Source organism: Paracoccus indicus (assembly GCF_003056335.1).
In the GTDB taxonomy this organism is placed as follows: domain Bacteria; phylum Pseudomonadota; class Alphaproteobacteria; order Rhodobacterales; family Rhodobacteraceae; genus Paracoccus; species Paracoccus indicus.
Genome location: NZ_PYWA01000001.1, coordinates 521,123 through 534,072 on the forward strand (window position 1 = coordinate 521,123; position 12,950 = coordinate 534,072).

Below are 12,950 nucleotides of genomic sequence, written 5' to 3' on the forward strand. Positions count from 1 at the left end.
CGTGCCAAGCAAGAAAAGCAGGGCAGGCGTGATGCGGGCATATATTAGGGCAGTTCTGGTCGCCTCGACGGCGCTGGTCGGGACGGGGGCGGCACTGGCGCAATCCTCGTCGCCGTTTTCGGGGTTGTTCGGCGGCAGCAGCCAGGCCGAGGGGCCGGTCACGCTGGACATCCAGGTGGCGGGCAATGAAGACGGGCTGGACGACAAGATCCGCGCGACCTCGCTGGTGGCAGGCGCCCTGAAAGAGGATCGCACCACCGGCCAGGACGTGCTGGCCGCCGCGCGGGGCGATTACGCCCGCATCCTGGGCCTGCTGTATGACGAGGGCTATTACGACGGCAGCGTGAACATCATGCTGGACGGGGTCGAGGCATCCGAGGTGGCGCCGCTGGACGCCCCCGACGTCGTGCGCCAGGTGACCGTCAGCGTGAACCCGGGCCGGATCTTCCGCTTTTCGCGCGCCCAGATCGCCCCCGTCGCCCCCGAAAGCGAGATCCCCTCGGATTACGCCGTGAACAAGGTTGCAGGCACCGGCGTCATGCGCAGCGCCGCCGTGGCGGGCGTCGAGGGGTGGCGCAACTATGGCCACGCCAAGGCCGATGTCGGCGGGCAGGAGATCATCGCCGATCACGACACCCGCCGCGTCGACAGCCGCATCGCGCTGGACCCCGGCCCCGCCGTCAGTTTCGGCCGGATGACGGTCGCGGGCAACCAGCGCCTGAACGAACGCCGCCTGCGCAAGATCGCGGGCTTTCCCGAAGGCGAACGCTTCGACCCCGAGGAACTGGACACCGTCCGCAAGCGCCTGCGCCGCAGCGGCGTGTTTTCCGCCATCACCCTGCAGGAATCCGATGATCTGAACGCCGACAATTCCATGGACGTGGACCTGACGGTGGTGGAACAGAAACCCCGCCGCTTCGGCGCGGGGTTCGAGGTCTCGAACGTCGACGGGGTGCTGCTGTCGGCCTATTGGATGCATCGCAACCTGCTGGGCGGCGGCGAGCGGCTGCGCGTGGATGCCAAGGTCAAGGACATCGGGTCCCAGACCAGCGACCGCGACGACGAGGTGACGATCCGGCTGGACCGACCCGCCACGCTGACCGCCGATACCACCGCCTTCGTCGAGATCGAGGCCGCCCGCATGCGCGAGGAGGATTACGACGAGGATCGCGCCAGCATCGGCATCGGCCTGGAGCATATCTTCAACGACCAGCTGACCGCCGACACCGAGCTGGAATACCAGTATTCCCGCGTCTTCGATGCCAATGGCCAGACCGACTTCAAGGTGCTTGCCCTGCCAAGCGAGATTGTCTGGGACAAGCGCGAGGAACCCAACAACGCCAAGCGCGGCTTCTATCTGTCGGGCGACCTGACCCCCTTCGTGGGCTTCGGCGACACCGGGTCGGGGGCGCAGCTGCTGGGCGAGGGGCGTGTCTTCAGGTCCTTCGGCGAGTATGACAAGTTCACGCTGGCCGGGCGCGCCCGCGCCGGCACCATCCTTGGCAGCGATATCGAGGAGACGCCGCGCAACTACCTGTTCTTCTCGGGCGGGGGCGGGACCGTGCGCGGCCATCCCTACCAGGAACTGGGCGTCAACGCGATCGCGGGTCCCGACGGCGGCACCATCAAGACCGGTGGCATGAGCGTGGCGAACGCCACCGCGGAAATCCGCTATCAGGTGCGCGAAAAGATCGGGCTGGTCACATTCGTGGACTATGGCCAGGTCTGGACCGAGGGCAGCTTCGGCGGCGACAGCGGCAGCCATTCGGGCGCGGGCATCGGGGTGCGATACGACACGCCTGTCGGACCCTTGCGTTTCGACGTCGCCGCCCCGGTCAGCGGCGATGACGACAACGGCGTTCAATTCTATCTTGGTCTGGGGCAGGCATTCTGATGCGCAAGTTCTTCATCATCCTCTTTGCCCTGCTGTTCCCCCTGGCCGTCATGGCCCAGAGCGTCACCGAGATCTCCGAGGAGGTCGATGACGACAAGGGCTTCCTGACCAACCTGCTGGAAAAGAACCTCTCGGGCGAGGGGCGTCAGGTCCTGATCGACGGCTTCGAAGGGGCGCTATCGTCCCGCGCCACCTTCCGGCAGATCCAGATCCTGGATGCCGACGGTGCTTGGCTTACGCTGAAGAACGGCGCGATCCAGTGGAACCGCTCGGCGCTGCTGCGCCGCCGGGTCGAGATCGCCGAGCTTTCGGCCGAGGAGATCCTGCTGCCGCGCCTGCCCCAGGGCGGCGAGGCCGACGTGCAGGCCGAGGCGCCGGTCTTTGCCCTGCCCGAACTGCCGGTGTCCCTGACCATCGAGAAGATCGAAGCCAATCGGGTCGAATTGGGCGAACCCGTGATCGGCGTGGAAGGCGCGCTCAGCGTCACGGGCGGCCTGTCGCTGGAGGGCGGCGAGGGCAAGGCCCAGCTGACCATCGATCGGCTTGACGGGCCGCGCGGCGAATTCGTGCTGGACGCGGGCTATTCCAACGAAACCAAGGTCCTGAGCCTGAACCTGGGGCTGGACGAGGCCCGCGACGGCATTCTGGTCAACCTCGCAAACATCCACGACCATCCCGCCGTCACCGCCCAGATCAGCGGCGAGGGCGAGTTGCGCGATTTCGCCGCCGACATCCGCTTGGCGACCGATGGCACGCAGCGCATCACCGGCCGCGTCAGCGCCAATGGCGAACAGAAGAACGGCGCCGAGGGGACGGCCTTCCGCTTCCAGCTGGGGGGCGATGTGGCCACCCTACTGGCGCCCGAGAACCGCGCCTTCTTCGGCAAGAACACGCAGGTGCTGGCAGAAGGCTGGCGGGCCGAAACGGGGCGTCTTGAAATCCCCAACCTGGATATCAGCACCGAGGCGCTGCGCATTCAGGGCGGCCTGTCCACCAACGACAAATCCGCGCCTGAAACCGCGCGGCTGCTGGTGATGCTGGGTCGCGATGCGGAAGCCGATCAGATCCCCGTGCAGATGCCCTTTGCAGGCCCCGATGCGACGGTGGAAAGCGGGCGTCTGACGCTGGATTACGATGCCGCCGAAGGTCAGGGCTGGGTGCTGGACGGTCGCGTCGGCGCGCTGGACACGGGGCAGGTCCAGCTGGGGGCCGTCGATCTGTCGGGCAAGGGTGCCGTGGTCCTGACCGATGGCGCCCTGTCCGAGGTGACCGGCGCGCTGGATTTCGCCGCCCGCAACCTCGGCTTCGACGACGCGGGCCTTGCGCAGGCCATCGGTCGCCAGATCGAGGGCACGGCGGATTTCAACTTTACCCCCGGCAATGCGATCGACATCTCGGACGTGCGGATCGATGGGTCGGATTACGGTCTGAACGGCAACTTCCTGGTCGCGGGCCTGTCCAGCGGCATCACGCTGTCGGTGGATGCCGATGCCCGCTATGCCGATCTGGGGCGCCTGTCGACGCTGGCGGGGCGGCCCATGTCGGGTCAGGCGGATGCCTCGGTCCTTGGCTATTACACGCTTTTGAACCAAAGCTTCGACATCGACGCGCAGGTGGTCGGTAATGATATCGCGGTCGATGTGCCGCAGGCCGACCGCATGCTGGAGGGGCGCTCCACCATCGACCTAAAGGCCCGCCGCGACGAGGTCGGGATCGAGATCGAGGATTTCGCCATCAACGCCAAGCGCCTGACCGCCACCGCGCAGGGTCTGGTCAGCAGCCTGTCCAGCGACCTGACGGCGCAGATCTCGATGCCCTCGCTGTCGGACGCGGACCCCGCCTATGGCGGATCGCTGGAGGCCGAGGCCAAGCTGAACGGCCCGCAGGGTCAGCGCCGCCTGACCCTCAGCGGTCTGGCGCAGGATCTGCAGATCGGGATCGAGGCGCTGGACAACGCGCTGTCGGGGCAGACCAACCTGACCGCCATCGCCGCGGAAACCGAAGCAGGCTATCAGCTGGAGACCTTCCAGCTGGCCAACCCCCAGCTGAGCGCAGAGGCCGAGGGCAGCTTCGCCCAAGGCGCGCTGGATGCGGTCGCCAGCTTCGACCTGGTGGACCTGTCGGCGATCAAGCCCGAATGGTCGGGCAATTTCGCCGCCAAGGCCACGCTGTCCGAAGATGAGGGCACGCGCCGGATCGCCGTGACCGGCATGGGCCAGGATCTGTCGCTCGGTCAGTCGGGTGTCGATGGCGCGCTGACCGGCACCACCCGCCTGGCCGTCAACGCCATCGAAAAGGACGGCGTGATCACCATTCAGGATGGCTCGTTGGAAAACGACCAGATGAGCGCGAACCTGCAGGGCACCTATGGGCAGGGCGTCACGGATATCAGCGGCGATGTCGATGTCGCCTCGTTGGCGCCCTTCGGACCAGGCTGGCGCGGGACGCTGACGGCCGAGGGCAGCTTCCGCGAGGCGGGCGACGGCATCCGCCGGTTGGAGCTGACGGGCACGGGCCGCGATTTGTCCTTTGGTCAGGCGCAGGTCGATGGCGCGCTTGCGGGCGAAACCCGCCTTGCCGTCACCGGCACCGAACAGGATGGCATCTTCACCATCCAGAACGCGCAGATCGAAAACCCCCGCCTCAGCGCCGAGGCCACGGGCCAGGTCGGTGCGGGCGCGACGGATGTCACCGCCACCGTGAACGCCAGCGACCTGCGCTTTGTCGGCAATGGCATCCGCGGTGCGGTGAATGCCGATGCGCGGATCACCGATGACGGCACCACGCGACGGGTCACCGCCAATGGCACGGCCAACGGTCTGGCCGTCGGTCAGCCCAAAGTCGATCCGGTCTTGGCGGGCACCACCCGCTTCGATCTGGCCGCCAGCATGGACGCTCAGGGCCTTTCGGTTCAGCGTCTGGATGTCCGGAACCCGCAGATCACGGTGAATGCCGATGGATCGCCCGCACAAGGCATCAACCTAGATGCGCGGCTGGCCAATCTGGGCCTGATCGTCCCCGAGTTTCCGGGCCCCGTGACGGTCGCGGGCACCCTGCGTGAGGAAGGGGCCAATCTCGCCATGGACCTGCGCGCCACGGCGCCCGGGGATGCCGATCTGCGGATCGTCGGGACGGCGGCGCGTGACGGATCGGACATGGATGTCGCCATCACCGGCAGCGCCGATTCCGCCCTTGCCAACAGCAGCCTTCGCACGCGCAGCGTCTCGGGCCCGCTGGCGATCGATCTGCGGATCGACGGGCAGCCCTCGTTGCAGGGGCTGGCCGGGCAGGTGCGGTTGCAGAACGGCCAGATGGCCGATCCTGGGTTGGGTCTGCGGCTGGACGGGATCAATGTCACCGCCGATTTCAACAACGGTCGTATCAACGTCGATGGGACCTCGAACGTGGCGGCGGGGGGCAACCTGTCGCTGCGCGGTCCGGTCGATCTGTCGAACCGGACCGTCGATATCGCCATCGGCCTGAACGAGGTCGTGCTGCGGGACCCGAACCTCTATGAAACCAATTTGACGGGCAACATGCGCATCGCGGGGTCGATGGTGGCGGGGCCGCTGGTGTCGGGCCGCATCGATCTGGGCCTGACCGAGATCCGCATCCCTTCGACAGGTCTGGGCGGGGCCAAGGCCATTCCCGACATCCGCCACGTCGGCAGCCAGCGTCCGCCGGTTCGCGCGACACGGGCGCGGGCGGGGTTGGAAGGCTATCCCAGCCAGGCCGCCAAGGATGCCGGTCTGGCGGGGCCGCCCGCAACGCCGCCTGCCAATCCGCCGCGGCTGGATCTGGTCATCAATGCGCCGAACCGCGTCTTCATCCGCGGGCGGGGGATCGATGCGGAACTGGGCGGCGGTTTCCAGATCACCGGAACCCCGCGCAACGTGATCCCCATCGGCAACCTGGAACTGATCCGGGGCCGGGTCGATCTGCTGGGCAACCGCTTTGACCTGACCGAGGGGCTGGTCGAACTGCAGGGCAGCCTGATCCCCGTGATCCGCCTTGTGGCCGAGACCGAGCGTGACGGCATCACCACCCGCATCATCATCGACGGAGAGGTCCGCGACCCCGAGATCACCTTCGAATCCTCGCCCGAACTGCCGCAGGAGGAGGTGCTGTCGCAGCTGCTCTTCGGTCGCGGATTGGACAGCATCAGCCCGCTTCAGGCAGCGCAGCTGGCCAATGCCATCGCGGTGCTGGCTGGCAAGGGGGGTGACGGGATCATCGCAAACCTGCGTGAAAGCGCGGGCCTCGACGATCTGGACCTGACGACGGATGACGAGGGCAATGTCCAGCTGCGGGCGGGGCGTTACCTGTCCGAGAACGTCTATTCGGACGTCTCGATCGGGGAAGGCGGCAAGACCTCGATCAACCTGAACCTGGATATCACCAAGTCGCTGCGGGCGCGGGGATCGGTCGGCAGCGACGGGTCGTCTTCGCTTGGGGTGTTCTTCGAGCGTGATTACTGATCCCGCCGACAGCGCATGGAAAAGGCCCGCAGCATCGCGTTGCGGGCCTTTTCGTGTCAACGGTCAGCGGGCGCTGACCGCATCCTGCATGTCCGGGTCGCCCTGCCCCAATGTCAGCGGCTGGCCCGAGCCGACACGAAAGCGCAGCATCCTGCGACCGCCCGTCAGGGGGCTGACCGTCCATCCCAGCAGTTGCCCGTGGGGGCCGGCCATGGCGCCGCTGACATCGGACGGGCAGCGCGGCTGCAGCAGGGCATCGCGCAGGGCGGCAAAGCCGGGACCCGTCGTGTCGCCATCATGCCACGAGGCGATCGCCTCGGAGAGGTTCGTGGCGGGTCGCTGCCACAGGTCGCGATAGACCTGGTTGTCCAGCAGCAGCTTGCCGTCGGGCGCAAAGACCGCCAGCGCGTCGTCCAGCGCGTCCAGCACATGCGACCCCAGCAGCAGGTCGGCGCGGAACTTGCGCGTCAGCGACATTTCCGAGGTGATGTTCTCGAAGAGGAACGCCACCGCGCCGTCGGGATGCGGGCGCCCCGTCACGCGATAGGTCTGGCCGCCGGGAAGCGACCATGTCTCGACATGGTGGCCGGTGGCGGCGGCGCTTTCGAGGTTGGCCATGTGCTGGCGCCAGCTGCGGTAGTCCTTGGGCTCGGGCACCATGCGCTGTTCGCGCAGCTGGTCGAGGAAATCGAACAGCGTCGGGCGCGCCGTCAGAAAGCCCGTGGGCAGCCGCGTCAGGTCGATCAGCGAGGGGTTGAACAGCTGCAGCTTGCGGCTCTGATCGAAGATCGCCAGGCCGATGGGCAGATCGGCGAAGGTCTTTGTCAGCGTCTGGACGAATTCGCGCAGGGACCGTTCCGCGCGGACGGCGGCATCCGCGGGCAGTGCGAACATCATCAGCTGATCGCCCATGCGGTGGCTGTGGCAATCGTACCAGGACACGATGCCCTTGTCCTCCAATGCGGCGCGGCGGGTGCCGTGGCCTGCACCGGGCACGGGGCGCGGCGTGTCCAGCAGCTTGGGCAGGGGCCAGCCGAGCGCACCTTCGCTGCGCGCCTCGGCCCGGCGCAGATAGGCGGCATTGGCCCAGGTCACGCGGTCTTCCTGATCCAGCCGCCAGACCAGCATCGGCGTCTGGTCCAAGGCGCCGCGCAGCAGGTGCAGCTCCTCCTCCATCGCCTGCAGGGACATGGAATCGACGACGGTGCCGCAATGCTGGGACTGGGGGTCGGTGATGGTGACGCGCCACAGGTGGTCGCCCAGATCCTCGGCCAGCAGGCGCAGGGTGGCGCTGCCTTGGCCCTGCTGACCCAACAGCTCGACCTGGCCAAGGTGGGACAGCTGCGACAGCTGTTCGGCGGCATGGCCGAAGCGCGGTCCGACCCATTGCATCAGCCGCAGCCAGTCGTCGTCAGGCACGGCCACCCGGTCCAGAAGCGCGCGGGCAGGGGGCGTGGCATCCACCAGCGCATTGCCGCGAAACAGGAAGACCACCGGCTGGACCTGACCGTCCAAGGCCGCGGACTTGCCACCCCTGCCCTGCCCTTGCCCCAGCCCGGGACCGCGCCGATCCCACATCCGGATCAGCGCCACTGCCAGCAGGACGGATGCCGTCCCGCAGAAAAGCGCCGTCAGAACCAGTTGTGCACCCTGCATATCCACAAGAACCATCCCCCTTCATGTCCGATCGAACATAGGGGCGGCGTGCTTAACAAGCTGTTAAGATCATGACGTGGCGATATGGGGATTTTCCGACAGCGGTGCGCGATCCTCGGATCGGATGCGGTCCAGCGGCCAGCGCACCGACACGATGGCGCCCGGTCCGCCGTTTGCGAAGGTCAACCGCGCGCCCGACCGTTCCAGCAACGTCTTCGCGATGAAGAGGCCCAGCCCCATGCCCTCGTAACTGCCGCGCTGAACTTCTGATCGGCGGCTGAGATAGGGATCGCCTATCCGCGACAGCAGATGTGGCGGATAGCCGGGGCCGTCGTCGCGCACCGTCACCGTCAGGGCGTTTGCTGTCACCTGCGTTTCGATCACCACGCGGCTTTCGGCGAAATCGACGGCGTTCTGGATCAGGTTGCGCAGGGCGTGGATGATCGCGGGATCGCGGCGGATGACGGGGCCCTCGGCCAAGATCTCGATCACGGGGCCGCGGTCGGCATGGGGGCTGGCGGCATCCTCCAGCACGGCCCGCAGCGGGGCGGCGCGCATGTGCAGGTCGTCCTTGCCCGCCTGCCCCATGCTGCGAAGAATCCGCGCGCAGCGGTCGGCGGATTCGCGCAAGGCCAAGGCATCCGCATGCAGGTCGGGATCGTCCTGCAGTTCATCCGCCAACTCGCCCGCGATCAGCTTGATGGTGGCCAGCGGGGTGCCCATTTCATGCGCCGCCGCCGCGACGACCCCGCCCAGGTGCTGCAGGCGCTGTTCGCGCGACAGGGCCATCTGCGTGGCGAACAGCGCATTGGCCGTGTCCGACAGTTCGGCCGTGACGCGATGCGCATAGCCCGCGAAGAAGACCACGCCGATGACCAGCGCCACCCAATGGCCGACCTGCAGGATCGGCTCCATCTGCAGGATGTCGCCGTCGGGTTCGCGCAGGGACAGCCCGAAGACCGCCGCGAAGGAGATTAGCGCCACCGTCGCCAGCCCAAGCGCCATCACCTGCCGTCCGTTCAGCGATGCCGCCGCGATCGTCACGGGCGCCAGCACCAGCAGCGCGAAGGGATTGGCCATCCCCCCCGTCAGCCACATCAACGCCGAGATCTGCACAAGGTCGAAGCTGAGTTGCAGCACCGCGTGACGCGGCGACGTCCGCTTGGCGGGACGGAAGAACAGCCAGCAGTTCATGATGATCGAGGTGGCGATCAGCGCGATCACCGGCGCCTTGACGAAGCCCACCCCCATGAACCAGGCGACAATGACCGCCGCCATCTGCCCGCCGATCGCGAACCAGCGCAGCAGCACCAGCGTGCGCATGCGGATCGGTTCGGCATTGGGCGCCTCTGCCAGCGGCATCTGGAAGGGGGATCGGTCATCGGCTTGGGTCGTGTCGGTCATCATCGGCCTTCCGCTGCGACGTCGCATGCCTTGATAGACGCGGCGCAATGGGCGATCAATGCGCGGATTTGACGCCCATTGAACAGGAGGCCGCAATGGTCGACCGCAAGATACTGATGATCGGCACCGCCGCGACCATCGCCGTGCTGGTCGCGGGAACGGTCTTTCTGACCCAGACCCGTGCCGGGGACGATTACGCGCAATGCAGCAACAGCGCCGTCTCGGGCGGCATGGACAGTTTCGGCACGGATTTCACCCTGACCCGCGAGGATGGCGAACGCGTTACCGCCGCCGAGGTATTTTCCAAGCCGTCGCTGCTTTACTTCGGCTATACCTTCTGCCCCGACATCTGCCCGCTGGACAGTGCCCGCAATGCCGATGCCGCCGACCTTCTGCGTCAGCAGGGGCATGACGTCCAAAGCGTCTTCATCACCGTTGATCCCATGCGCGACACGCCCGAGGTTCTGGCAGATTATACCGATATGTTTTCGGATCAGATGGTCGGCCTGACCGGTTCCGAGGAGGAGATCGCCGCCGTGAACAAGGGCTGGCGCAATTACTTCAAGCTGCAGAATGACGATGATCCGGAATATTATCTGGTCGATCACATGACCAATACATATCTGGTCATGCCCGGTAACAGGACGGTCGAGTTTTTCAACCGTGATGCCTCGGCCGAAGCTGTCGCCGAAAGCGCAGGTTGTTTTATTGAGGCCTCTGCCTAAGGCAAATTGTCACATATGTTTGAAAATGGCGGGACGTGATGCCATTTAGATAATCCGATAACCGAATGGCCCTGGGAGGGTAACATGAACGCGCAAATCGGCCCCGATGCGTCGCTGCTGCTGGTTGACGATGACGAAATTTTCCTGACCCGCCTGGCACGTGCCATGGAAAAACGCGGGTTCCAGACGGAAACCTCGCTGACCGTGGCCAGTGCGTTGAACCAGATCCGCAAGAAGGCCCCCGCCTACGCGGTGGTGGACCTGCGTCTGGAAGACGGCAACGGGCTGGATGTGGTTGAGGCCCTTCGTGAAAAGCGCCCGGATGCACGCATCATCGTGCTGACGGGATATGGTGCCATCGCCACGGCGGTGGCGGCGGTGAAGATGGGCGCCACGGATTATTTGGCAAAGCCTGCGGACGCAAACGACGTCACTTCGGCCCTTCTGTCGTCCGAGGAATTGCTGCCGCCTCCGCCCGAAAATCCGATGTCCGCGGACCGCGTTCGTTGGGAACATATTCAGCGGGTCTATGAACAATGCGACCGCAACGTCAGCGAAACGGCACGCCGCCTGCATATGCACCGGCGGACCCTGCAGCGGATTCTTGCCAAACGCGGACCGCGCTAAAATTTAAAATTCACCTATGCAAACGGCTATATTGAATTCGGTCTTATTCGGAGTATATTAAGTTTATTAATTCAACTCAGAAAAGAAAAACCAACCCGATGAGCATTGATTTCGATAAGATGTCCCTCAAGGAAATGCGCGACCTGCGGACCCGTCTGGATCGCGCCATCAACTCCTATGAGGATCGCAAGCGTCGCGAAGCCCTCAGCGCGATCGAAGAGGCTGCACGCGAACATGGCTTCAACCTGGCCGAGCTGACAGGTGGCAAGCCGCGTCGCACGGGCACCGTTGCGCCCAAATATGCCAACCCCGAGGATCCGACCATGACCTGGACCGGTCGGGGTCGCAAGCCGCGTTGGGTTCAGGAAAACCTGGCCGAAGGCAAGGATCTGGAAGATCTGCTGATCTGAGGAAGCCGACGGCTGACGAACGATTTCAAGGGGGGCATCTGCCCCCTTTTTCAATGCCCGCTGTCCATCAGATCCATCAGTTCGGCAAAACGGGCCAGATAGGCGGCACGGGTCTGTGCAGGGGGGCGCAGCTCGATCTGCCATCCTTGCAACGATGCCGAGGCGGGCACAGGGAACAGCCGTCTGGCCTCGGCATCGGCAAAGCCCGCGATGGCTGTCGCCTCAAGCCGGGCCGAGATGCGGTCAGCCAGCTTGATTCGCTTCTTCACGACCGCAGGCAGTGCCGCGGGCAGACCGAAGCGACGGTGGATGGCCGAAGCCAGCCTTTCGTCCATCACCCCGTATTCCTGCCCCAGGGCCGATTTGACCGGCGATATCATGTCCCCGATCACATATTCCGGCGCGTCATGCAGCAGCGCGGCCAATCGCCAGCGCACGTCGGCATCGGGATCGACAGCGGTGAAGATCTGTTCCACCAGAAGGGAATGTTCGGCCACGGAATAGGGCCAGTCGCCCCGCGTCTGACCGTTCCAGCGCGCCACGAAGGCAAGACCGTGGGCGATGTCCTCGATCTCGATGTCGAAGGGCGTGGGGTCCAGCAGGTCGAGCCTGCGGCCCGACAGCATCCGCTGCCAGGCACGCTTGGGCCGGGTGGCCATCGGGCCTTACGACAGGCGCTGGTCTGCGGGCGACTGCTGGTTCTGCTGGGCACGGCGCGCCAGTTCCTGGCGATAGAGCGCCACGAAATCGACCGGGTCCATGTTGAAGGCGGGGAAGCCGCCGTCGCGGGTCAGGTCCGACACGATGCGACGCACGAAGGGGAACAGCATGCGCGGGCATTCGATCATCAGGAAGGCATGCAACTGATCCTCGGGCACGCCTTCGATCTGGAAGACCCCGCCGTAGTCCAGCTCGGCCAGGAACAGCGTGCTGCCCTCGGTCTTGTTGGTCGAGGTGACGCGATACTTGGTGATGACCTCGAACTGGTTGTCGGCGCCGCGCTTGCGGGCGTCCAGGCTGACCTGAACCGAGATCTCGGGCTGGACGTCACCCGAGGGGGCACCCTTCTGGGCCACCATGTTCTCGAACGACAGATCGCGGACGAATTGCGCCAGGATGCGCATGCTGGGGGCCTGCTGGGCCTGCGGTTTCGCCTCGGTCCCGTTCTGCGTGGTCTCGTCGGACATGTTCTTTCCTCACCGTGTCTTCAAATTCTTGAATTCTGTCTAGCAGGCAGGGTGCATGCCCTCAATGGCGTGTCCAGCCCGAACTGCCGGGCGGGTTCAATTCGGGGGATCGGTCGGGGCTGTCTTGGGGGTCCGGATCGGCGACGGTGAACTCTCCGTCGATGGTCCCGTCGTCGGGACGCGGGCGATATTGCCCACCCATCTGGCCCCCCATCTGCGTCACGGTGACACGGCTGGCGATGCGGCGCATGACCCCGTCGCGGACCCTGGGCACCAGCAGCAGCAGCCCAAGCGTATCGGTGAAGAACCCCGGCGTCAGCAGCAGCATCCCCGCCATCAGGATCATCACGCCGTGGGCCAGGGGGCGCGTCGGATCGCGCATTTCCCCGAAGCTGGACTGGATTTCCCGCCATGCCTGCGCCCCCTGGCTGCGCATCAGGCTGGTGCCGATGATGGCGGTCAGGACCACGATGGCCAGCGTCGGCCACAGGCCGATCAGCCCGCCGACCTGGATGAACAGGGCGATCTCGATGATGGGGACGGCAAGAAACAGCCAGAACAGCCGCATG

At 65.7% G+C, this 12,950-nt stretch carries 10 protein-coding genes; 5 read left to right on the forward strand and 5 right to left on the reverse strand.

The genetic code is table 11. The features are described 5' to 3' along the window. Positions 1 to 31 precede the first annotated feature (31 nt). Both DDE75_RS02635 and DDE75_RS02640 read left to right on the forward strand, forming a co-directional pair. On the forward strand, positions 32 to 1,894 hold the full coding sequence (locus DDE75_RS02635) for an autotransporter assembly complex protein TamA (RefSeq protein WP_108500807.1): 1,863 nt from the start codon (positions 32 to 34) through the stop codon (positions 1,892 to 1,894). After that, the gene (locus DDE75_RS02640) at positions 1,894 to 6,372 is read left to right on the forward strand and encodes a translocation/assembly module TamB domain-containing protein (protein WP_108500808.1); all 4,479 of its coding nucleotides are present in this window, start codon (positions 1,894 to 1,896) and stop codon (positions 6,370 to 6,372) included. Before DDE75_RS02635 ends, DDE75_RS02640 begins: the two co-directional genes overlap by 1 nt. 63 nt (positions 6,373 to 6,435) lie before the next feature. On the opposite strand, the gene DDE75_RS02645 is transcribed toward DDE75_RS02640, so the two are convergent. Next, positions 6,436 to 8,043: a PAS-domain containing protein gene (locus tag DDE75_RS02645; RefSeq protein ID WP_108500809.1), complete on the reverse strand. Its 1,608-nt coding sequence runs from the start codon at positions 8,041 to 8,043 to the stop codon at positions 6,436 to 6,438. Positions 8,044 to 8,097: 54 nt separating this feature from the next. Next, positions 8,098 to 9,432: an ActS/PrrB/RegB family redox-sensitive histidine kinase gene (locus tag DDE75_RS02650; protein WP_108500907.1), complete on the reverse strand. Its 1,335-nt coding sequence runs from the start codon at positions 9,430 to 9,432 to the stop codon at positions 8,098 to 8,100. Positions 9,433 to 9,527: 95 nt separating this feature from the next. Here DDE75_RS02650 and DDE75_RS02655 point away from each other — a divergent pair, with 95 nt between their 5' ends. From DDE75_RS02655 to DDE75_RS02665, 3 genes are all read left to right on the forward strand, one after another. Further along, a complete protein-coding gene (locus DDE75_RS02655) occupies positions 9,528 to 10,157 on the forward strand; it encodes an SCO family protein (RefSeq protein ID WP_170310910.1) in 630 nt (209 codons plus the stop codon). Positions 10,158 to 10,241: 84 nt separating this feature from the next. Continuing rightward, positions 10,242 to 10,784, forward strand: coding sequence for an ActR/PrrA/RegA family redox response regulator transcription factor (locus tag DDE75_RS02660; RefSeq protein WP_108500810.1), 543 nt, complete (start codon positions 10,242 to 10,244; stop codon positions 10,782 to 10,784). 98 nt (positions 10,785 to 10,882) lie between these two features. Continuing rightward, positions 10,883 to 11,194: an H-NS histone family protein gene (locus tag DDE75_RS02665; RefSeq protein ID WP_108500811.1), complete on the forward strand. Its 312-nt coding sequence runs from the start codon at positions 10,883 to 10,885 to the stop codon at positions 11,192 to 11,194. A gap of 50 nt (positions 11,195 to 11,244) precedes the next feature. Here DDE75_RS02665 and DDE75_RS02670 read toward each other — a convergent pair whose 3' ends face one another. The 3 genes from DDE75_RS02670 to DDE75_RS02680 form a co-directional block, all read right to left on the reverse strand. Then, positions 11,245 to 11,853, reverse strand: a complete 609-nt coding sequence (locus tag DDE75_RS02670) for an HD domain-containing protein (RefSeq protein WP_108500812.1) — start codon at positions 11,851 to 11,853, stop codon at positions 11,245 to 11,247. Between the two features lie 6 nt (positions 11,854 to 11,859). Next, positions 11,860 to 12,381, reverse strand: coding sequence for a protein-export chaperone SecB (gene secB / locus DDE75_RS02675; RefSeq protein WP_108500813.1), 522 nt, complete (start codon positions 12,379 to 12,381; stop codon positions 11,860 to 11,862). A 61-nt stretch (positions 12,382 to 12,442) separates the two neighbouring features. After that, positions 12,443 to 12,949 (reverse strand): FxsA family protein, encoded by a 507-nt coding sequence (locus DDE75_RS02680; protein ID WP_108500814.1) that lies wholly within the window; start codon positions 12,947 to 12,949, stop codon positions 12,443 to 12,445. Position 12,950: the final 1 nt, after the last annotated feature.